Origin of the sequence: Edaphobacter acidisoli, from assembly GCF_014642855.1 — a bacterium.
Lineage (GTDB): Bacteria > Acidobacteriota > Terriglobia > Terriglobales > Acidobacteriaceae > Edaphobacter > Edaphobacter acidisoli.
The window spans coordinates 918637-938648 of record NZ_BMJB01000001.1 but is presented as its reverse complement, the minus strand read 5'-3'; the positions used below and the strand labels follow the sequence as shown (position 1 = coordinate 938648).

Sequence of the window (20012 nt, the reverse complement as noted above, 5' to 3'; positions counted from 1 at the left end):
AGTGGTAAATCGCCAATGCACTCGCCGACACCGGATTACTACTGATATGTCGGCTTGTGTGAAGCGGTCTGGATGAAGTTTTGGCTACTTGTTCTGGCGAGATTGGCGGAGATGCGAGAGCGCAGCAGATTCCTCCCCGTTCGGCTGCGCTCAGGGCAGGCTGCTGCGCTGCGGAATGGAAATTCAAGAAGGGGCCGAATGGGAATGCAGGAGGCCAAGCGGAAATACGTCAGGGGAGATCTAGCGGCTCTTCGGGCAAAATGCGGGGGTTCTTCCCCTTCACTTCGTTCAGGGTCAGAATGACGGCGTTGAAGGGGGCTACAGCTACGAGGAAGCCGCTCTCCTCTAGCGGGTCATGCGGTCGAGGTGGCGGTAGCCGCCGGTGGCGACGAAGAGGGAGATGAAGACGGAGAGGTTGTAGCAGGCGTGGACCAGCGTCGAGCAGGCTACGGATGCGGTCTTTACGCGGATCCAGGTGAGGATGAGCGAGACGCAGAAGAGGACGAAGAGCGCGACCCAGGCGTGGGCGAGCTGCTCGGCGTGGACCAGGGCGAAGAAGATGCTGGTGAGGATTCCGGAGAAGATGAAGCCGGGCAGGGTGATGTTGACGGTCATGCGCCAGCGCTCGTGGGCGATGGGGGTCTTGGGCAGGGAGAGCCAGTCGTAGGCGATGGCGAAGGCGGGTAGCAGGAAGCCGCGGAAGCAGATCTCTTCAAACAAGGGAGCGAGCAACGTGCCGAAGATGGTGATGAGCCAGACGTCGGATGTGGTGTGGAAGAAGCGGTCCATCGGGATGGACTTGGGCACGGGGATGAGTGAGGAGATGGCCTGGACTGTCCAGCCGAGGACGAGGCCGAGCGGAATGAGGCGGTAGGCGTTGCGGCGGGCGGTAGCGTAGTCCCAGCGGATGCCTTCGAAGAAGGTGCGGTGCCAGAGGAGGGGGAAGAATGTCCAGGCCTCGGCCAGGGTGACGATGTAGGCGATGGCCATGGACGCCACGAGCAGCTTGGGGTCGAGCGTGGTGGGGATCATGTGCGCGCCGGTGTGCGGGTTGCGGGCTGCCGGTGCGAGCGCGAGAAAGACAGCTTGTGCGAGGACGAGGATGATGCCGGTGTTGATGACGAAGGCGAGGGCGTGGCCGAGGTGGGGGATGCGGCGCGGGGAGTAGTCGTCGGGCGTGGGGATGGGGCCTTGCGGGAGCAGGAGGGCGGTCTGGTCTTCGGCGCCGGTGGGGCGCGGGAAGGGATGGGTGGCTGCGCCGGGTTCGTCGGCGGCGTAGACAGGGTCGAAGGGCCGCTTTGGCTGCATGTTGGGAGTCTGGTCGTTCATGCTTTCCTGCTGCGTGGCTCGGCTTTTGATTTTTGCTTAATTTCGGACGTAGGTGTGGCTTTTTTCGCTGGGGCGGATTTGGCTGGTTTTGCGGTGGTTGTTTTGACGCTCCGCTCGGCCGGTTTGGCTGCGCTGGGTTTGGCGATGCCGGTCTTCTTTTCGGGCGGGATGAATTTGCCGCGCTCTTTCTTTTTGTCTTCAGGGACGATGACGGCGGGTTGCGGGCCGGCGTGGCTGGAGGTGCTGGAGCCGTTGGTTGAGTGGAGATGAGCTGAATAATAGCGGGCGAGGAACTGGCCGGTGTGCGAGTCGCGGACGGTGGCGACTTGCTCGGGTGTGCCGTGGGCGATGACCTGGCCGCCGCCTTCGCCGCCTTCGGGACCCATGTCGAGGATGTAGTCGGCGTTGCGGATGATGTCGAGGTTGTGCTCGATGATGATGACGGTGTTGCCGAGGTCGGTGAGGCGGTGGAGGACTTCGAGGAGGCGGCGCACGTCGTCGAAGTGGAGGCCGGTGGTGGGTTCGTCGAGCAGGTAGAGGGTGCGGCCGGTCTGGCGCTTGGAGAGCTCGCGGGCGAGCTTCATGCGCTGGGCTTCGCCGCCGGAGAGCGTGGTGGCGGACTGGCCGAGATGGATGTAGCCGAGGCCGACGTCGACGAGCGTCTGGAGGCGTTGGTTGACGGCGGGGATGTCTTTGAGGACGGGCAGGGCGTCGGCGATGGAGAGGTCGAGGATGTCGGCGATGGAGTAGCCGTTGAAGCGGACGGAGAGCGTCTCCTGGTTGTAGCGGCGGCCGTTGCAGACTTCGCACTGGACGTAGACGTCGGGGAGGAAGTTCATCTCGATGCGTCGCTGGCCTTCGCCCTGGCAGGCTTCGCAGCGTCCGCCCTGGACGTTGAAGCTGAAGCGGCCGGGTTTGTAGCCGCGCTCGCGCGACTCGGGCAGCATGGCGAAGAGATCGCGGATGGCCGAGAAGACTCCGGTGTAGGTGGCTGGATTGCTGCGCGGGGTGCGGCCGATGGGGGACTGGTCGATCTCGATGACTTTGTCGATCTGGGAGATGCCGACGACGCGGCCGTGCTGGCCGGGCTCTTCGCGTGAGCCGTAGAGTTCCTTCGCTAATGCGCGGTAGAGGATGTCGTTGACGAGAGTGCTTTTGCCGCTGCCGCTGACGCCGGTGATGACCGTCATAACGCCGAGCGGGAAGTGGACGGTGATGTCTTTGAGGTTGTGGGCGCGGGCGTTTTCGACGGTGATCCAGTTGCCGTTGAGCGGGCGCGGCTGAGTGCGGGCGAGGATTTCGATTTTGCCTGCTAGATATTGGCCGGTGATGGACGCGGGCGTGTCCATGATTTGTTGTGGCGTGCCGTCGGCGATGAGGTGGCCGCCGTTTTTGCCGGCGCCGGGGCCGAGGTCGAGGACGTAGTCGGCTTTGCGGATGGTATCTTCGTCGTGCTCGACGACGAGGACAGTGTTGCCGAGGTCGCGGAGGTTTTCGAGTGCGTTGAGGAGGCGCTGGTTGTCGCGCTGGTGCAGGCCGATGGATGGCTCGTCGAGGACGTAGAGGACGCCGCGGAGCTTGGAGCCGATCTGCGTGGCGAGGCGGATGCGCTGGCCTTCGCCGCCGGAGAGTGTTGCGGCGCTGCGGTCGAGCGAGAGGTAGCTGAGGCCGACGGCGTTCAAAAATTCGAGGCGTTCGATGATCTCGCGCTGGAGGCGGTCGGCGATGATGCGGTCGCGGCCGGTGAAGTGCATGGCGCGTGCGGCGGTGAGGGAGCGTTCGAGGGATTGGGCGGTGAAGTCGGCGATGGAGAAGGTTGTTGGTTGCTGGTTGCCGGTTGTTAGTTGGATTGCGATGGTGACGGCGAGGGATTCGGGGCGGAGGCGGCGGCCTTTGCAGACGGGGCAGGTGGAGGCCGACATGTACTGCATCATGTACTCGCGGTAGCCCTCGGATTTGGTGTCTTCGAGGTTGGAGCGGAGGTAGTTGAAGATGCCGTGGAAGCCGGTGCGGCCGGCTTCCGAGCGGGGTGGGCCGTAGAGGAAGAGGTTCTGCTGCTCGGGCGTGAGCTGTTCGAAGGGCTTGCGGATGTCGATCTTGTATTTTTCGGCGGCGAGCTTGATGAGGCGTAGCAGGTAGGCGGAGCCGGAGCCGGGGCCCATGGCGCCGTCGAGCAGGGGCTTGGACCAGTCGGTGATGGTCTTAGCGGGGTCGAAGTCGTAGATGCTGCCGAGGCCGTGGCAGTTGGGACAGGCGCCGTAGGTGGAGTTGAAGCTGAAGCTGCGCGGTTCGAGGCGTGGAACGTTGATGCCGCAGTCGGGGCAGGCCATGGAGGAGCTGTAGAGGGTCTCGTCCTGCTGGCGTGTGTCGGGGTTTTGAATGCCGATGAGGACCAGGCCGTTGGCCATCTGGAGGGCCTTCTGGACGCTGGTTTCGAGGCGGCGGGTGTCGAATTTTGTGTCGCCGGGAAGGGGTTTGAGGATGATGCGATCGACGATGGCTTCGATGGTGTGGTTCTTGCGCTTTTCGAGGCGCATGCCTTCGGCGATCTCGGTGATCTCGCCGTCGATGCGGACACGGAAGCCTTGCTGGTCGAGGGATTCGAGCTCTTCGCGGAACTCGCCCTTACGGCCGCGCACGATGGGCGCGTAGACGGTGATGCGTTCGCCGGGTGAGAGTGCGGCGATGCGTTCGACGATCTGTTCGGCGGATTGACGAGTGATGGGGCGGCCACAGTTAGGGCAGTGGGGCTGGCCGACGGAGGCGTAGAGCAGGCGAAGATAGTCGTAGATTTCGGTGATGGTGCCGACGGTGGAGCGCGGGCTGCGGCTGGTGGTTTTTTGCTCGATGGAGATGGCGGGCGAGAGGCCGTCGATGGCGTCGACGTCGGGGCGTTCCATCTGGTCGAGGAACTGGCGGGCGTAGGCGGAGAGGGTTTCGACGTAGCGGCGCTGGCCTTCGGCGTAGATGGTGTCGAAGGCGAGGGAGGACTTGCCGGAGCCGGAGAGTCCGGTGACGACCGTGAGGGTATTGCGCGGAATGCTGACGTTGACGTTGCGCAGATTGTGCTGGCGCGCGCCGCGAACGGTGATGTGTGTGATGCCCATGCAGGTGGTGCGGCTGGCCCTCTCAAACCAAGTCTTTAGGATAAGGCATCGGGGGAGAGGAAGCGAGGTTGCCTGTTTGGGGTGGCGGTGGTCTGTGGAAAGTTCACTTTATTTTCGTAACACGAAAGATGTATCTGAAGACGCAACAGCGTTTTACGTTTGGGGCATTGTCATGATGGGTGTGCATGAGGCAATAATGGCACAATAGAAACGCGGGCTGGAGTGCTGGCCTAATCTCAAGGGAGTAGCAAGTGAACTCGATTGTTTTGATCTCTGCGGTATGTGCGTCGTTGGCGTTCGGAGTGCTTGTAGCGTATGGGATCTGCATTTCGATGTTCCGGCTGTTCCGGATTCATGCCCGCCAGGTGGCGGCTGGTCGCGCGGCCCAGGGAGTCGTGGCCCCGACTGGGTTGGCAAAAGGATAACGATTCCAGAGATTGGTTGAAGCGGAATGAGATCAGGAGCTGAGGCTCCTGATTTTTTTTGCGTGTGCGGGGCATCTTTGCTGTTGGCGTAATGCAAACGAGAGGCAACTGCAAAGGCAAATGCAGATCCCCTACGGGGATGACAAACAAAAGCAGGTCTTCCCGCTGCGCGGAAGGATGACAATTGGGTGGGGAAATGAAGGATGACAACTGGGTGGGGAAATGAAGGATGACAACTGGGTGGGGGGGAATGATGCTGTGGGCTTGCACGCTACTGCTGTTGTTGATTGTTCTGCTGTTGGTTGTTCTGCGGCTGGCTGTTCTGCTGGCGGAGCTTCATGAGCTGATTGAAGATGTCTTGCGGGGTTTTGACTCCGTTGGGCGACTGCTGGTCTGATCCCTGATTTGATTCTTTGTCTGCAGGTGGAGCGGGTTGTGGCGTTGTCTCCGGCGGGTTGACTGGCGCGCTCTCGTCGAGACCGGAGTTGGGATTCGACTTCGATGGCTGCGGCTGCTCGGGCTGCTGGTTGCGGCTGGCTGTGAATGCCATGGTGCTGGGTGGGGTTGGGCCGCCGTTGCGTGGGGTAAGGACCAGCTCGGCTGGAGCGGGGCCGTTGCTGCCGACGAGGAGTATGTTGCTGGAGGTTCCGTCGAGCAGCGAGTTCAGTACCTGGGCCGCGGGCTCGGGACCATAGTTGCCGAAGACGCGCTCGTCGGCAACGCCGCCGGTGATCTTCATGCTGGTCTCGTGGGAGATGTCGCGGAGAATCTGATTCAGACTGGAGTTGTGGGCCGTGACGGTGAGGAGGCCGTTCGAGTAGGTTACGGTGGCGGGCTGCGCTGGCTGTTCTGCCGGTAAGAGTGGCGGGGCCGTGATTGGCTGCGTGGCAGGTTGCGGCGTTGCTGCGATAGTCGCTGACGGCTTGCTGGGCTGGGTGCGAGGTGTCTGAGCGCACAGCAGCGTTGAGCAGAGTGCGCAGCCTGCTACAGCGAACCGTATTGTTGTTTGACTGCGCATCTTATATTCGTAGGACGCGAATGAGCGGTGGAAGGTCATCGCTCGCTCGTGTTTATCAGAAGTTTATCGCGTCGGGTTGAAGATATGGGAATGTTCTTCTTTTGGGGATGATTCGCGATCAATACCGTGGCGAGATTCGTGGTGGCATGAAGTGCGACGGCATGAAAAGGTGAATGGGATTTTGTGTGCGATGAATTTTCTGCTGCTATAGACTGTCCCTTGACTCTTATGAGGCTTTCGCATTCATGCGTCAGTCTTTAGAGCCAGGTGAAGATTGCATGATGAGCAGGATGATGAGAGTACGGGTGGTGTTGCTGGCTTCGCTGTTGGTTGTGCCTGGGCTGGTGCAGGCAGAGGTATGCACGACGCAGTCGCAGATGGCGGCTACGGATCGTGACGCATTGGCCGCGCGTGCAAAGGAGCTGGCCGCAATGGTGCAGGATGGCAACGTCAGCGATCTGCAGGCTGCGCTTGTGCCTGAGTATGCGAAGGACTTTGGCAGCCTGCCCGATGTTGTGAACGGTGTGACTCCGAAGCTGAAGGGCGGGGCGATTGTGGTGGAGCAGGTTTATCTGCTCGATGACTCGGATGCGAAACACAACGCGAATGGCAGCCAGCCGGAGGCGCAGTTTTATTGCTCGCTGAATAAGTCGCCGGCAGAGGCGGACTTTTCGATACCGGGTCTCGATACGGGGAAGTATGCCTTCGTTATTACGGAGGTGCAGAATGCGACCTCGCCGTGGCGGCTCTCGTTTCTGCTGAAGCAGGTGCAGAGCAAGTGGGCTTTGGCTGGTTTCTATCCGACGGCGATGTGGGCCGCGGGGCACGATGGGCTGTGGTACTGGCGGCAGGCGCGCACGATGGCGGCGAACAATCAGCATTGGAATGCGTGGCTCTACTACCAGGAGGCCGGGGAGTTGCTGCGGCCTGCGCGGTTTATTCAGAGCACGCATCTGCAGAAGCTGAGGTCGGAGCAGACGGCTGCTGCTCCGCCGCAGTTGTCGGAGGGCGTGAGTGTGCAGGCGCCGCTGGTGGTGAAGAGCGCGGATGGCCAGGAGTTTCACTTTACAAGCCTGGGCGTGGATGATTCGTTGGGCAAGGAGAAGGTGGATGTGGCTGCGCGGTTGAAGGTCGATCAGATTGGCGATGTGGCTACGGCGAACAAACGCAATGCAGCGGCGATGAGCGCGCTGGTGGCGGCGTATCCGGAGTTGCGGACGGCGTTTCATGGCGTGTGGATCTTTGCTGTGGCTCCGGGGCAGAATCCGTTTGCGACGGAGCAGGCGATGAGTGAGATTCATTAGCCGAAGAATTTTCTTTGCGACGCGAGAGAATTGCGCGACAGGATGCTATCTTGGAAAACGTTTGAGTAAGGTGGATTTCGCAGATTTGTTTGAATAGGTTTATCTCCCAGTTTGGCAGCAGACAGTTAGAGAGAAGACGATGGCAAAGATCGAAAAGACGTTGAGCCAGGCGATTGCAGAACGACGGGCGACCCCTAGCTTTGATGGAGCGCCTATTCCAGAAGGAGACCTGCAACGCATTCTGGATGCAGGATTGCATGCTCCCAGTGGCTACAACATGCAGCCGTGGCGCTTTGTTGTGGTGCAGGCACCGGAGCAAAAGCGGAGGCTGCGCGCGGCGAGCTTCAATCAGGCAAAGGTGGAAGAGGCTTCGGCGGTGATTGTGGCCTGTGGCGATGCGGATGGATGGCGCAAGGATGTAGACCTGATGCTGCAGCAGGGGCGCGCAGGTGGAATGCCGGAGAGTTATGCAGCGCAGGCTCACAACAGCGTGACAAACTACATGCTGAGCTTCAATGCTGACCAGATGCATGGCTGGCTGAACAAGATGGTGATGATCGCCTTCACCCACATGATGCTGATGGCTGAGGTGATGGGCTACGATACGGCCCCGATGGAGGGCTTCGAGCAGGACAAGGTGCATGAGGTGCTGAAGCTGCCGCTGAGTTATTGGGTGGTGGCGCTGCTTGGCGTGGGACACCTGAAGGGTGAGGACAAGTACAACGGCGGGCGATTCGATATGGCCCACACGGTGTTTGGCGACGAGTATGGCAAACCGCTGAAGTAGGGAGACGGCACGATGAAGGTACTGTGGCGAGTGGTGGTGGTGTTGATGGTGCTCGTCGCGGTGGTCTGCCTTACCTTCTATTTCCAGCCGCTGTGGGTGAATGATCAGATCACGCGGCTGCATCTGCGGCGCGATGGTGTGAAGAGCGAGTACATCGAGGCGGGTGGGTACAGGATTCACTATCTTGAGGCGCCTGCTGTGGCAGGTTCGGCGAATACTCCGCTGGTGCTGGTGCATGGGTTGGGTGCGCGGTCGGAAGATTGGGCGGCGATGATTCCTTCGCTGGCTGCGCATGGATTTCATGTGTATGCGCCGGATTTGCCGGGGTATGGGCGCTCGTCGAAGCCAAAGGATGCGAGCTACTCGATTCCGATGGAAGAGGCGGCGGTGGTGAGCTTCATGCAGGCGATGCATGTGCCGCGCGCGGATGTGGGTGGGTGGTCGATGGGTGGGTGGATTGCGCTGAAGCTGGCGTATGACCATCCTGCGCTGGTGGACCGGTTGGTTGTTTATGACAGCGCGGGGACTTATTTTCCGGCGACGTTTGGGCCGGAGCTGTTTTCACCTGACGATATTGCGGGCGTGCACAGGCTGCTGGCTGCGCTTTCGCCGAAGCCGATCGATGTGCCGGACTTTGCGGCGCGTGCGATGGTGCGGAAGCTGCAAGGGAATAAGTGGGTGATTCAGCGGAGCCTGGCGGCGATGATCGATGGACGCGACCTGATGGATTTTCGACTGCACCTGATTACGGAGCCGACGCTGATTGTGTGGGGTTCGCATGACGACCTGATTCCGTTGTCAGCGGGCGAGGCGATGCACAAGGGGATTCCGAACTCGGTGCTGGATGTGATTCAGGGCTGCGGGCATCTTGCGCCGGCGGAGTGTTCGAGGCCGGTGGTCGAGGGGACGGTGGAGTTTTTGCGGGCAGAGCCTCCGATGCAGGGTGGGGAGCGGACGTTTGCGGGGGCTGCCGCGAATTAGCTGCGAGGCGAATCTGGCTGCCAGATGTAGGCTCCGGGCTGCGGCAGGCCGATGTGCGCGAGGACGCGGTGGACGAAGTTGCGCGCCATCTCGGCGGTGCTCTGCGGGTGATTGTAGAGCGTGGGGATGGTGGGGAAGATGACTGCGCCGGCGTCGGATGCGAGCTGCATGTTGCGCAGGTGGATGCGGTTGAATGGGGTCTCGCGGACGCAGAGGATGAGCGGGCGGCGCTCTTTGAGGGTGACGTCGGCGGCGCGCTGGATGAGGTTTTGCGCGAGGCCGGTGGCGATGGCGGCGAGGGTGCCCATGGAGCAGGGAAGCACGATCATGGCGTCGGTGGAGTAGCTGCCGCTGGCGATGTTAGCGCCGATGTCGGACTCGGGGTGCTGCTGGATCTTTTCGTTCGGTGCACCGAGGAGCTTTTCGACGAGGCCGTTGCGGCCGCTGAGGTGGAGCTCTTCGGCGAGGACGCGGAGGGCGTTGTCGGAGACGACGAGGTTGACTTTGACGACGCGCGGATCGGCTGCGAGAGCGCGGAGCATCTCGGCGGCGTAGATGCTGCCGCTGGCTCCGGTGACGGCTAGCGTGATGGTGCGGGCTTCGGGCACAGAGATGATTATCGCTGATGGGAGAAAAGCAGGTCCTCCCGCTGTCGTGGAAGGATGACAACCAGTAAATTTTAGCGGAGGGCGAAGGCTACGATGGTTTCGCCGTGCGTGTTGTGTGCGGCGTTGAAGGCTTGGACGCTGGCGGCTTCCTGCGCGGGCAACGTGGGGTCGAGTTCGCAGGCGGCTATCTCTTCGGTGGTGGCGTTCGTGTAGCAGAGCTCGCAGGTGGCGAGGTTGTCTTCTGCGGTGCGCATTGGTGGGCCGAAGGTGCGGCAGATGATGGGGCGGTGGGCGTAGAGGTCGCAGGTGCCGGTGGTGGGGTCGAGCGCGGGACAGGGTTCGGTGTCGCCGATGGAGTCTTCGTCGGTGAAGAGTGGGCTGCTCTCGTAGTCTTCGGCGAGGATGCCGGTCAGGGTGTCTCCGGGGAAGAGTGGGGTGATGCGGGCGAGGGAATCGGCTGTGCGCTGCTGGATGCGGTGAAATTTTGGGGAGTCGGATTGTTCGAGAGCGGCAAGCCCTTCGCGGAGGCGGTGTGCGTCTTCCTGGGAGATGGGGAAGACTCCGTGGCAACATTGAGTGCATCCGGGGCGGCAGACGAGATGTGGGCCGCTGCGCTGATAGGCGTCGGCCACGGCGGAATCGACGATCTGAATCAGATGAAGGCCGGTTTGAGGATGGAGCGGATAGGTCTCTGGCACAGGTCACGGCTTTCCGTGAGCGAATCTGGGGACTGATGGCTCCAAGTCGCGCAGCAAGAACTCACGAAAGAGATTTCCAACCATGTTACCTGCGGTCGTGACGCCGAGGGTCTCAAAGGTGAGTCCGACGCCGCGGCTGGAGGCGGGGTGATACGCATTGGCGATGCCCCCGGCAGCCAGATTTCCGAGAAGATGGGAGTAGTTGGGTTCCAACCGGCCGTTGTCGCCCCGGCAGATGAAGGCGGATGCGACGGCGTGCCACGCGCGGGAACGGATGCCGCCCGCGCCTTGATAAAAGTAGCGCGGGTCCTGATGCAGCAGACTGGGCAGAATAGCGCTGCCGATGAAGCGGCCCGTTGTGGCGTCTGCCAGCGCAGCTCCGTAGCGCTTGCCGTAGCCCTCAATGCCGGAGCCATAGCCAGGATACGTGCCGTTGTACTGTTCCGCGCCAGCAACGCCGGCGACGACAAGGAATGTCGTGGGATCGGACTGAGTACGGAGTGCCAGTTTGTACTTCTGCCCGGTAGACATCGGCGCGGCCTTCCAGATGTAACTTGTGTAGAAGTTCTGGAATACGCCGAAGACGCGCTGCTGCTGCTGCTCCTGAATCTGCGCCTGGGCGATCTGCTCAGAGCTGGCGTAGACGTTGACCGACGAACTGGTGGCGAGCTTCAGGGCTATCTTTGGGGCTTGGACGGTGGCCCCCGCTCTTACGGCGAACTCAGGCGACGTGTAGGGGGCAAGGCCGGCTGCTGTGACGATGAGGAAAAAATCTCCCTGGGGAAGACCGGTAAAGACAAAGCTGCCATCGCTGCCTGCGATTGCGGTGTGGTCCCCGAGCTTGCCCGGTGCAGTGAGGACTACCGTTGCGCCGGGGATGGGATTGCCCTGAGTGTCTTGTACGGTCCCTTGTACTTGTGCTGTGCCTTGCGCTTCGCCAGTTTCGAAGCCCTGCGCCTGACGCAGGAATCCGGGCGAGTCGGGCAGGGCAGCATTACCATGCTGCGGAAGCGCTTGACCCAGGGCTAAGCAGGGACAAACCAAAATCAGAAAAGCTGTCGCGTAGTGTTTTGAACAGACCATTGGCACCACCGCATAAGCGTGCGCCAAAGAGCAGGCGCTCTTAGTGAGATGCCGTTTGTGGCTGGTCGAACAGCAACATCGCAGGTATTGACTGACAAGCAGATGCGTCAGTGTGATTCTGTCAAAACGCGCTCGAAGATGGCATCCACATTTGCTAGCTGGCGGTTGTAGTCGAAGGCGTGGGCTAGTTTTTCCGGCGTGAGGCGTGCCGTGATGGCGGGGTCTTTGGCTACCTCTTCGCGGAAGTTGAGGCCCTCCTTCCAGCTTCGCATTGCGTGCGACTGGACGAGGCGGTAGGCGTCTTCGCGGCTCATGCCGGATTCGGCAAGGTCGAGCAGGAGTTGGCCTGAGAAGATGAGGCCGCCGGTGGATTCGAGGTTCCTGAGCATCCGTTCCGGATAGACGAGCAGCTTGGCGATGAGGTTTTCCGTTTTGGCGAGCAGGTAGTCGGCGAGGATGGTCGAGTCGGGCAGGATGACGCGCTCGGCGGAGGAGTGCGAGATGTCGCGCTCGTGCCAGAGGGCGACGTTTTCGAGCGCTACCTGCGCGTTGGCGCGCATGACGCGGGCGAGGCCGCTGATCTGCTCGCTGGTGATGGGGTTGCGTTTGTGCGGCATCGCGCTGGAGCCTTTTTGCTTTTCGCTGAAGAACTCTTCGGCTTCGCGGACCTCGGTGCGCTGGAGATGGCGGACCTCGGTGGCGATCTTGTCGAGTGTGCTGGCGAGTACGGCGAGCGCGCAGATGTAGGCGGCGTGCAGGTCGCGCTGGATGACCTGCGTGGCGATGGGGACGGGCTTCAGGTCGAGCCCGGCGCAGATGGCGGCTTCGTGCTCGGGCTTGAGGTGGCCGAAGGTGCCGACCGCGCCGGAGAGCTTGCCGATGCGGAGGTCTTCGGCTGCGGCGTCGAAGCGGGTGAGATTGCGCTGGACTTCGGCGTACCAGAGCAAGAGTTTCAGGCCGAAGGTGGAGGGTTCGGCGTGGACGCCGTGCGTGCGGCCGATGATGGGCGTGTGCTTGAACTCGAGGGCGCGCTTTTTGAGCGTGTCGGCCAGCGCGGCGATGCCTTTGTGGATGAGCGCGGAGGCTTCTTTGAGCTGGAGCGCCTGTGCGGTGTCGACCACGTCGGTGCTGGTGAGGCCGTAGTGGAGCCAGCGGGAGTGCTCGGGGTTGGCGATGTGCTCGGCGACGGTGGTGGTGAAGGCGATGACGTCGTGGCGGACCTCGGCCTCGATCTCGTCGATGCGCTGGACGGTGAAGTTGCCGCGGTCGCGGATGGCGTCGGCGGCCTCCTGCGGGACGAGGCCGAATTTAGCGAGGGCCTGTGAGGCGGCGGCTTCGACTTTGAGCCAGCAGCGGTACTTGTTTTCGTCGGACCAGATTTTGCCCATCGCGGGGCGAGTGTAGCGGGCGATCATAGAGGCTCGTTCCTGTGATTTGTTTGGTGCTAGTTGTTGCTGACGCCGAAGAGCGCGGCCATCTCTTCGTAGAGGAAGCCGCGGCCGGGGCGGTAGGGCTGAATCCATTTGCCGTCGAGGACGAACTGCGGAATGGCGCGTTTGCCTACGTTGGCGAGGACCTCGTCGGCGGCGCCGGGAGTGGTCTCGATGTCGACTTCGCTGAAGGGGATGTCGTGTTGGGTGAGAAAGCGTTTGGCCTCGCGGCAGTCGCGGCACCACGCCGCGGTGTACACGGTCAGTTCCATGGTTCTATTTTACTTGCTGGGCGGGGTGATTGCGTCGAGAAGGCCTGCGATGGTGTCGAGATTGGTGACGATGGTGTCGCCCATGTGCTCGAGCGATGCGGTGCATTGGTTGGCTGCTTCGAGGTGACCTGTGCCGCAGGCGTCGCGGACGAGGATGGGGATGATGCCGAGGTCGGCGGCGTGGCGGCAGGTGGGCTCGATGCCAACTTCGAGCGCGATGCCTGCGAGGATGAGGCTGCGAATGCCGCAGTCGCGCAGGGTGAATGCGAGCGGCGTGCCTTCAAAGGCAGACATGCTCAGCTTGTCGAAGATGACTTCGCTGGCGAGAGGCTTGAGCTCGGGGACGAGCTGGAATGCGGGAGAGTCGCGCAGGAATGGGGAGTGAACTTCGGACGGACTTTGCTTGCGTTGCCACGCCATCGCCATGCGGTACTGGAATGCACCCATCAGTTCGAGCGGAAGCGACATGTGGCGCGTGAAGATGGTGCGGATGCCTGCGCAGCGGGCTGCGTCGAGGAGTGTTTGAACCTTGCTTAGGATGGTCGGGCCGTCGGCTATCTGCGGCACAATGCCTGCCTGCATGTCGTAGATGAGAAGCGCGGTGCGCTGTGGATGCACCAGTTCCTCGAGGGAAGAGAATATCTCGATTCCTTTGTCCGTCGTCATGAGTCTTTGATGTTCCTTCGCGCAGGCCGGATTTATTGCTCGTGATAGTTTCGCATGAGGCCGCCGTCGACGACATACGTGGAGCCGGTGACGTAGGAGCCGTCGTCGGAGGCGAGGAAGAGCGCGACGCCGGCAACGTCTTGGACTGTACCCATGCGGCCGAGGGGGATGTTGACGAGCAGAGCGTTCAACTCTTCTTTGTTGGCCATCATCTGGGTGTTGATGGGGGTCTGGATGGCGCCGGGCGCGATGTTGTTGACGGTGATGCTGAGCGGGCCGAGCTCGACGGCGAGGTCGCGCATCAACATGCGCAGGCCGCCTTTTGCGGCGCAGTAGGTGGGGAAGTGCGGGAAGACCATGTCTTCGTGGACGGAGCTGATGTTGATGACGCGGCCGGGCTGTTTGGCATTGCGCAGACGGCGGACGAAGGCCTGGGTGAGGAAAAATACGCCCTTGAGATTGACGTTGAGGACGGCGTCGTAGTCGGCTTCGGTGATGTCCCAGAAGTCTGCGCCTTTTTCGATGCCGGCGTTGTTGACGAGGATGTCGCAGTGGCCGAGCTGCTGCCATGTCTGGTCGATGAGGCGCTGGGTGTCGGCGAGGATTGAGACGTCGCCTTGGAGCGTGATGGCTTTCCCGCCCGCGGCTTCGGCTTTGGCCTTGGTGTCGGCGGCCTGGTCGGGGTGGTCACGGTAATCGACGACAACGGTGGCGCCTTCGCTGGCGTAGCGGATGGCGATGGCTTGTCCGATGCCTGTGCCTGAGCCGGTGATGAGCGCGACTTTTCCTGCGAGACGGCCTGCCATGGTTTGCTCCTCGTTTCAGAAGATTTTCGATTGCTTTTTGGATAGATGCAAGAAGGGCGAGGCATAGCTGAGGGGGCGGGCTATTTTTAACGGCGGGCACGGAAGAAGTCCGTGAGCATCGCGCTGCACTCTTCGGCGAGCAGGCCGGGGATGACTTCGACCTTGTGGTTGAGCTGCGGGTGGTTCATGACGGAGAGGACTGAGCCGCAAGCCCCGGCTTTGGGGTCGGATGCGGCGTAGACGAGGCGGTCGATGCGCGCGTGGAGGATGGCTCCGGCGCACATGGCGCAGGGCTCGAGCGTGACGTAGAGGGTGCAGTTGCTGAGGCGGTAGTTGTTCTGCGCGAGACCGGCCTGGCGGAGGGCGACGATCTCGGCGTGGGCGGTTGGGTCGGCATCGCGCAGGACGCGGTTCTGGCCGCGACCGATGATCTGGCCGTCGTGGACGATGACTGCACCGACGGGGACTTCGGCGGAGGCTTCGGCTGCGCGGGCTTCGTCGATGGCGGCGCGGAGGTAGTCGAGGTCGTCGGGCATGCTGATTCGAGTGTAAGCGACGACGCTAGATGCCGGGTTTTGCGGAGATGACTTCGCGGATGAGCGGTGCGACTGCTGGTGGGGCCGCGCTGATTTTGATGGTTTCGCGGAGCATGTGCTCGGGCTCGTCGAGCAGGGCTGCGTCTTCGGAGAACAGGGTGAAGATGGACTGGCCGGGTTCGAGCCTGTCGCCGAGCTTTGCGTGCGACTCGATGCCCGCATGTGCGCTGACGGGATCGCCGGGTTTGGCGCGGCCTGCGCCTAGACGCTGCACGGCCCAGCCGACCTGTTTGCAATCCATGGAGGCGAGGTAGCCGGAGATTTCGGCTCGGATGGTGCGGGTGGCTTTTGGTTTGTGGAAGGCTGCGGGGTCTTTGAAGATTGTTGTGTCGCCGCCTTGCGCTGCGATGATCTTGAGCCACGCTTTGTAGGCTTCGCCCGATGCGAGAATTTCGTCGGCGAGCTTTGCGCCTGCTTCGGGTGTGGCGGCGCGGCCTGCGAGATGGAGCATCCAGCCGGAGAGGATGTTCGAAAGTTCGATGAGATCGCGCGACATGGCGTGGCGTTTTCCCTGCAGGATGTCTACACACTCCCAGACTTCGATCCAATTGCCGGAGAAGCGTCCGAGCGGCTCGTTCATGGAGGTGAGCACGGCGACGGTGCGGGTGCCTGCGGCTTCACCTGTCTGCACCATAAGCTCGGCGAGGAATTTGGATTTTTCGTAGGTGGGCATGAATGCGCCGCTGCCGGTCTTCACGTCGAGCACGAGCGCGTTGAGGCTTTCGGCGAGTTTTTTACTCATGATGCTGGCGGTGATGAGGAAGGGCGACTCGACTGTGCCGGTGTGGTCGCGCAGGGCGTAGAGTGTGCGGTCGGCGGGGACGATGCGCGGTGTCTGGCCGATGAGCGCGGCGCCGCATTGCCGGAGCGTTTCGCCGAGCTGTATGAGATTGAGCTGCGAGTTGAAGCCGGGGATGGTTTCGAGCTTGTCGAGCGTGCCGCCGGTGTGGCCGAGGGAGCGACCACTGATCATCGGTACGCAGATGCCTGGGATGCCTGCAGGCGTTGGCTGAGCGAGACCTGCAGCAGCGAGCACTGGTGCGATGAGGAGGGATGTTTTGTCGCCAACGCCGCCGGTGGAGTGCTTGTCTACACAGAAGACGGGGGTGAAGGCGTCTAGCGTTGCGGCGTCGAAGGTGTCGCCGGAGTAGCGCATGGCTTGCGTGAGCGCTGCGAGCTCGTGCGCGTTGAGGCCGCGCTGGAAGACGGCCATCAGGAAGCTGGCGATTTGGGCGTCGGTGACGAGTTGGCGCTCGGGTGTGCGCTCGACGATGGCGCGGATGAATGCTTGAATCTCGGCGTCGGAGAGGGTGAGGCCGTCGCGCTTGTGGAGGATGACGTCGATGGGATGGATTGGCTGTGTCATTTGTTTAGTGAAAATGCGGCAGGCAGAAGTTCGGCTATGGTTGCTTGCGCGAATGAGCCGTCTACGTTTGGGAAATAGATGATGGTCTCGGGGGCGCTGAATTCGAGGATGGTTTGGCGGCAGGCTCCGCAGGGTTGGCTTGCAGCGCTGTTCAGATTGGCGACTGCGATTGCAACGATGCTGATGCTTGGTCCATGCTGTGCGACGGCGGAGGTGATCGCGTTCTGTTCGGCGCAGGTGGTGAGGCGGTAGGAGGCGTTTTCGACGTTGCAGCCGGTGACGATCGTACTGTCCGAAAGCAGGACAGCGGCGCCGACATGGAAGCGACTGTAAGGAGCGTAGGCATTGCGCGCGGCTTCGATGGCGCGCTGCTGGAGCGACTCTGCCTGCTGCTGAGTGAGCGTGGAAGACGGCATGATGTGTGAGGCTATCCAAGCCAGGGTGATGATGGCAAGTGCGTTATCGCTAATGGTTGGTTGGCCGCGCCCGATAAGAGAGGTGTGGACGACTTGACCAAAGAGTTTCTTGCAGAGAGCCAGGAAGGGCTGGACCGGATGGAACGGTGCCTGACTGAGCTTGAGACGCGGCCTGAAGACACTGCTGCGCTGGTAGGAGAGATCTTTCGTGCGGTGCATACGATTAAAGGCACGACGGGATTTCTCGGCTTTGAGCGGCTGGAGAAGCTGGCACATGCGGGCGAGCATCTGCTGGGCTCGCTGCGCGAAGGCAAGCTGGCTGTGACGAGCGATCTTATCAGCGGCCTGCTGCGGTTGCTGGATGGTCTGCGCGCCATTCTGTCTCTGATTGAAGCGACGGGCAGCGAAGGTACTCGTGCAGGTGACGAGGACAGCGAGTTGATTGCCGAGCTTGCCGAGTTGAATGGGACAGCTTCGGCGCCCGATGAAGCTGCGATGCACGGTATGTCGCTGGTTGCTCCTGCGGCTGCGCCGGTTTCTTCGCAGGCTGCGCCAGTAGCCTCGCAGGCAGCGGCGAATAATGACAAGACTCTGCGCATTGATGTGGATGTGCTGAATCGCATGATGAATCTGGTGGGTGAGCTTGTGCTGACGCGCAACCAGATGTTGCAGAGCGGCATGGAGTCGGCAAACTTTCCTGAACTGACGAGGCGACTCGACAGCGTGACTGCGGACCTGCGCGAGACGGTGATGCAGGCGCGGATGCAGCCGGTTGGCAACCTGTTCGGCAAGTTTCCGCGCATGGTACGTGACCTGGCCCGGACGTGCGGACGTGATGTGAGGATTGAGTTCTCGGGGCAGGAGACCGGACTTGATAAGAGCCTGCTGGAGGCGATCAAAGATCCGCTGACGCATGCGGTGAGGAACGCTGTCGATCATGGTATTGAAGCGCCAGCAGACCGGGTGCTTGCGGGCAAATCTGCTGAGGGATGCCTGAAGTTGCGGGCGTTTCATCAGAGCGGCTCGGTGGTGATTGAGGTCGCAGATGACGGCGCTGGAATCAGCATTGAGAAGGTGTTGAAGAAGGCCGTCGAGCGCGGGCTGGTGGCGCAGGACCAGGCGTCGTCGATGTCGGAGCGCGAGGCGCTGCAGTTGATCTTTCTGCCGGGATTTTCGACGGCGGCTGCAGTGACGACGGTTTCGGGCCGTGGCGTTGGCATGGATGTAGTTCGCGCGAACGTCGAAAAAGTTGGCGGAAGCGTTGAACTGGAGTCGAAGGTTGGCGTTGGGACAACGCTGCGTCTGCGTGTTCCGCTAACGCTCGCGATTGTTCCTGCGCTGGTTGTGCAGAGCGGAGGGCATAGCTTTGCGCTGCCGCAGAGTGCGTTGGTTGAGCTGGTGTATGTGCCGCGCCGCGAGGCTGAAAAAGCCGTCGAGACGGTTGGCGCTGCCGAAGTTTACAGGCTGCGCGAGCGGCTGCTGCCGATTATTCGTTTGAACAGACTGCTTGGAATTGAGATGGAAGAGGCGTCGGAGTCGCACGGGATATATCTTGCAGTGCTTGAGGCAGAGGGTTGCCGCTACGGGCTTGTTGTCGATGACCTACTTGCACCGGAGGAGATTGTGGTGAAGCCGCTCTCTGCCGTGCTGCGTGAGATAGGGCTGTTCTCAGGGGCAACTGTGCTTGGTAACGGCACGCTGGCGCTGATTCTCGACATTGCTGCGACCGCGGCACGCGCCGGCGTGAAGCCTGTTGAACGAGGCTCCGATGAGACGGAGACAGATGAAGTTCAAGTGAAGAGTGAAGAGGGTATGCAGTTCCTCATCTTTGAAGACCGTGCGCGGGAGCGCACTGCTGTGCCGCTCAACGCTGTGGAGCGAATTGAAAGTGTTCCGCTGACGCAGGTGGAGTATGCGGGCGGACGGGCGCTGTTGCAGTATCGCGGCGAGTTGCTGCCGCTGACTGACGATGGCAATGTGCTGGCCGAGCTGGAGACAGAGCAGTCTGCCGAGGAGGTTCTGGCCACGATTCTGATCTGCAATCACGCGGGCCCGAGCGGCCGGTCGCGCACAGGCATGGTAGTGCGCCGAGTACTCGATGTTTCGACAGGAAATGTGCTCGACAAAGACGAGTCCATGGGGGGGATGGAACTCGCGATTGTGAAGGAGAAGCTGACGATGGTCCATCGTGATTTTGAAGGTGCAACGGCGGACTGGAAGGAGGTCGCTTGAAGATTGTTGGCAGGGAAGAGGTGGACCAGGTGTTGGAAGAGACGGACGCGGTGTCGCTGTGCTCGATGTTTGCAGGCAGCGAGAGCTTTGGAATTGACACACGCAAGATCAGGGAGGTCCTGGGAAAACGCGAGCTGCAACGTGTTCCGCTTGCTCCGGCGATGATTGCGGGAGTTGTCCCGTATCGCGGTGAAGTGCTTACGACGGTCAATTTTCGTGCACTGCTCGGGCTGGAAGAGTATTCGGAGACAGGCTGCGTACTGGTGCTCGATGACGATGATGGTGGCGAACGGTTCGGGCTTGTTGTGGATGAAGTTGGCGGAGTCGTGACGGTGAATCGCAAGATGCTGGAAGAGAATCCGACGACGCTCGATGCCAAGTGCAAGTGGCTGTTTGATGGTGCGTACAAGATGCAGACGGGGCTTCTGGTGCAGCTCGACCCGCAGAAGCTGCGGCCGTCGCGGCTGACCGAGACGGGATATTTCAAGCAAGCGAATGGGAGGGATGCATGAGAGCGCTGATTGTGGATGACTCGAGCTTCGTGCGTGAGTATCTGAGACACCTGTTGGCCAAGATGGGAATCTCGTGCGAGGAGGCCGTCGATGGCAGCCAGGCCCTGCATGTGCTTGCGGCGCAGCAGGCATTCGACCTGATGCTGCTGGATGTGAATATGCCGGTGATGAATGGCCTGGAATGTGTGAAGGCGCTGCGTGAAGCGCAGCTTGGACCGCAGATGAAGGTGATGATGGTGACGACTGAGGCGGACAACAGCTTCATCTCAACTGCGTTGAACAATGGCGCAGATGAGTTTCTGATGAAGCCCTTCACACCCGAAAGTCTGCGCGAGAAGATGCTTTTGCTTGGCTTTGAGGCCGCTTAGAACACAGA

General features: G+C 61.4%; 19 protein-coding genes. 6 read left to right on the top strand and 13 right to left on the bottom strand.

Annotation, left to right across the window (positions count from 1 at the left end; genetic code table 11):
* Positions 1 to 345 precede the first annotated feature (345 nt).
* The 3 genes from IEX36_RS03775 to IEX36_RS03765 form a co-directional block, all read right to left on the bottom strand.
* Entirely contained in the window at positions 346 to 1329 is a 984-nt protein-coding gene (locus IEX36_RS03775) for a CPBP family intramembrane glutamic endopeptidase (protein WP_188757972.1), read from the bottom strand.
* Positions 1326 to 4436, bottom strand: coding sequence for an excinuclease ABC subunit UvrA (gene uvrA, locus IEX36_RS03770; protein ID WP_188757971.1), 3111 nt, complete (start codon positions 4434 to 4436; stop codon positions 1326 to 1328). The genes IEX36_RS03775 and uvrA overlap by 4 nt, the downstream gene beginning before the upstream one ends.
* 696 nt (positions 4437 to 5132) lie before the next feature.
* The gene (locus IEX36_RS03765) at positions 5133 to 5918 is read right to left on the bottom strand and encodes a superantigen-like protein SSL4 (RefSeq protein WP_188757970.1); all 786 of its coding nucleotides are present in this window, start codon (positions 5916 to 5918) and stop codon (positions 5133 to 5135) included.
* A 251-nt stretch (positions 5919 to 6169) separates the two neighbouring features.
* On the opposite strand from IEX36_RS03765, the gene IEX36_RS03760 reads away from it, so the two are divergent.
* The 3 genes from IEX36_RS03760 (at position 6170) to IEX36_RS03750 (ending at position 8951) form a co-directional block, all read left to right on the top strand.
* Positions 6170 to 7183 carry a hypothetical protein gene (locus IEX36_RS03760; RefSeq protein ID WP_229668686.1) on the top strand — a complete coding sequence of 338 codons (1014 nt, stop codon included), beginning with the start codon at positions 6170 to 6172 and terminating at the stop codon, positions 7181 to 7183.
* Positions 7184 to 7322: 139 nt separating this feature from the next.
* A complete protein-coding gene (locus IEX36_RS03755) occupies positions 7323 to 7970 on the top strand; it encodes a nitroreductase family protein (RefSeq protein ID WP_188757968.1) in 648 nt (215 codons plus the stop codon).
* 12 nt (positions 7971 to 7982) lie between these two features.
* Positions 7983 to 8951 carry an alpha/beta fold hydrolase gene (locus IEX36_RS03750; protein ID WP_188757967.1) on the top strand — a complete coding sequence of 323 codons (969 nt, stop codon included), beginning with the start codon at positions 7983 to 7985 and terminating at the stop codon, positions 8949 to 8951.
* Here IEX36_RS03750 and IEX36_RS03745 read toward each other — a convergent pair.
* The 10 genes from IEX36_RS03745 to cdd form a co-directional block, all read right to left on the bottom strand.
* Complete coding sequence (locus tag IEX36_RS03745) at positions 8948 to 9559, bottom strand: UbiX family flavin prenyltransferase (RefSeq protein ID WP_263364963.1); 612 nt, start codon at positions 9557 to 9559, stop codon at positions 8948 to 8950. The two genes, IEX36_RS03750 and IEX36_RS03745, sit on opposite strands and share 4 nt — an antisense overlap.
* 71 nt (positions 9560 to 9630) lie before the next feature.
* Positions 9631 to 10257 (bottom strand): YkgJ family cysteine cluster protein, encoded by a 627-nt coding sequence (locus tag IEX36_RS03740; RefSeq protein WP_229668685.1) that lies wholly within the window; start codon positions 10255 to 10257, stop codon positions 9631 to 9633.
* Between the two features lie 3 nt (positions 10258 to 10260).
* Positions 10261 to 11340, bottom strand: coding sequence for a carboxypeptidase-like regulatory domain-containing protein (locus IEX36_RS03735; protein WP_188757966.1), 1080 nt, complete (start codon positions 11338 to 11340; stop codon positions 10261 to 10263).
* Positions 11341 to 11447: 107 nt separating this feature from the next.
* Positions 11448 to 12755: an adenylosuccinate lyase gene (gene purB, locus IEX36_RS03730; protein ID WP_188757965.1), complete on the bottom strand. Its 1308-nt coding sequence runs from the start codon at positions 12753 to 12755 to the stop codon at positions 11448 to 11450.
* A 29-nt stretch (positions 12756 to 12784) separates the two neighbouring features.
* The gene (locus IEX36_RS03725) at positions 12785 to 13042 is read right to left on the bottom strand and encodes a glutaredoxin family protein (protein WP_188757964.1); all 258 of its coding nucleotides are present in this window, start codon (positions 13040 to 13042) and stop codon (positions 12785 to 12787) included.
* Between the two features lie 9 nt (positions 13043 to 13051).
* Positions 13052 to 13708: a cysteine hydrolase family protein gene (locus IEX36_RS03720; RefSeq protein ID WP_188757963.1), complete on the bottom strand. Its 657-nt coding sequence runs from the start codon at positions 13706 to 13708 to the stop codon at positions 13052 to 13054.
* A 32-nt stretch (positions 13709 to 13740) separates the two neighbouring features.
* Positions 13741 to 14514: an SDR family NAD(P)-dependent oxidoreductase gene (locus IEX36_RS03715; protein ID WP_188757962.1), complete on the bottom strand. Its 774-nt coding sequence runs from the start codon at positions 14512 to 14514 to the stop codon at positions 13741 to 13743.
* Between the two features lie 86 nt (positions 14515 to 14600).
* The gene (gene tadA, locus IEX36_RS03710) at positions 14601 to 15050 is read right to left on the bottom strand and encodes a tRNA adenosine(34) deaminase TadA (RefSeq protein ID WP_188757961.1); all 450 of its coding nucleotides are present in this window, start codon (positions 15048 to 15050) and stop codon (positions 14601 to 14603) included.
* A 25-nt stretch (positions 15051 to 15075) separates the two neighbouring features.
* Positions 15076 to 16476 (bottom strand): thymidine phosphorylase, encoded by a 1401-nt coding sequence (locus IEX36_RS03705; RefSeq protein WP_188757960.1) that lies wholly within the window; start codon positions 16474 to 16476, stop codon positions 15076 to 15078.
* Positions 16473 to 16892, bottom strand: a complete 420-nt coding sequence (gene cdd, locus IEX36_RS03700; RefSeq protein WP_188757959.1) for a cytidine deaminase — start codon at positions 16890 to 16892, stop codon at positions 16473 to 16475. The genes IEX36_RS03705 and cdd overlap by 4 nt, the downstream gene beginning before the upstream one ends.
* 84 nt (positions 16893 to 16976) lie before the next feature.
* Between cdd and IEX36_RS03695 the strand changes: the two genes are divergently transcribed.
* The 3 genes from IEX36_RS03695 to IEX36_RS03685 are packed head-to-tail and all read left to right on the top strand — an operon-like array spanning position 16977 to position 20004.
* On the top strand, positions 16977 to 19124 hold the full coding sequence (locus tag IEX36_RS03695; RefSeq protein WP_188757958.1) for a chemotaxis protein CheA: 2148 nt from the start codon (positions 16977 to 16979) through the stop codon (positions 19122 to 19124).
* Positions 19121 to 19636: a chemotaxis protein CheW gene (locus tag IEX36_RS03690; protein WP_188757957.1), complete on the top strand. Its 516-nt coding sequence runs from the start codon at positions 19121 to 19123 to the stop codon at positions 19634 to 19636. Before IEX36_RS03695 ends, IEX36_RS03690 begins: the two co-directional genes overlap by 4 nt.
* The gene (locus tag IEX36_RS03685) at positions 19633 to 20004 is read left to right on the top strand and encodes a response regulator (RefSeq protein ID WP_188757956.1); all 372 of its coding nucleotides are present in this window, start codon (positions 19633 to 19635) and stop codon (positions 20002 to 20004) included. Before IEX36_RS03690 ends, IEX36_RS03685 begins: the two co-directional genes overlap by 4 nt.
* Positions 20005 to 20012: the final 8 nt, after the last annotated feature.

What these genes read in the sequence shown, in the direction of transcription:
- IEX36_RS03765 (WP_188757970.1), bottom strand. Translation starts at nt 5,918, where the DNA reads ATGACCTTCCACCGCTCATTCGCGTCCTACGAATATAAGATGCGCAGT.
- IEX36_RS03735 (WP_188757966.1), bottom strand. Translation starts at nt 11,340, where the DNA reads ATGGTCTGTTCAAAACACTACGCGACAGCTTTTCTGATTTTGGTTTGT.
- IEX36_RS03755 (WP_188757968.1), top strand. Translation starts at nt 7,323, where the DNA reads ATGGCAAAGATCGAAAAGACGTTGAGCCAGGCGATTGCAGAACGACGG.
- IEX36_RS03760 (WP_229668686.1), top strand. Translation starts at nt 6,170, where the DNA reads ATGATGAGAGTACGGGTGGTGTTGCTGGCTTCGCTGTTGGTTGTGCCT.
- purB (WP_188757965.1), bottom strand. Translation starts at nt 12,755, where the DNA reads ATGATCGCCCGCTACACTCGCCCCGCGATGGGCAAAATCTGGTCCGAC.
- IEX36_RS03705 (WP_188757960.1), bottom strand. Translation starts at nt 16,476, where the DNA reads ATGACACAGCCAATCCATCCCATCGACGTCATCCTCCACAAGCGCGAC.
- uvrA (WP_188757971.1), bottom strand. Translation starts at nt 4,436, where the DNA reads ATGGGCATCACACACATCACCGTTCGCGGCGCGCGCCAGCACAATCTG.
- tadA (WP_188757961.1), bottom strand. Translation starts at nt 15,050, where the DNA reads ATGCCCGACGACCTCGACTACCTCCGCGCCGCCATCGACGAAGCCCGC.
- IEX36_RS03750 (WP_188757967.1), top strand. Translation starts at nt 7,983, where the DNA reads ATGAAGGTACTGTGGCGAGTGGTGGTGGTGTTGATGGTGCTCGTCGCG.
- IEX36_RS03720 (WP_188757963.1), bottom strand. Translation starts at nt 13,708, where the DNA reads ATGACGACGGACAAAGGAATCGAGATATTCTCTTCCCTCGAGGAACTG.
- IEX36_RS03715 (WP_188757962.1), bottom strand. Translation starts at nt 14,514, where the DNA reads ATGGCAGGCCGTCTCGCAGGAAAAGTCGCGCTCATCACCGGCTCAGGC.
- IEX36_RS03685 (WP_188757956.1), top strand. Translation starts at nt 19,633, where the DNA reads ATGAGAGCGCTGATTGTGGATGACTCGAGCTTCGTGCGTGAGTATCTG.
- IEX36_RS03725 (WP_188757964.1), bottom strand. Translation starts at nt 13,042, where the DNA reads ATGGAACTGACCGTGTACACCGCGGCGTGGTGCCGCGACTGCCGCGAG.
- cdd (WP_188757959.1), bottom strand. Translation starts at nt 16,892, where the DNA reads ATGCCGTCTTCCACGCTCACTCAGCAGCAGGCAGAGTCGCTCCAGCAG.
- IEX36_RS03775 (WP_188757972.1), bottom strand. Translation starts at nt 1,329, where the DNA reads ATGAACGACCAGACTCCCAACATGCAGCCAAAGCGGCCCTTCGACCCT.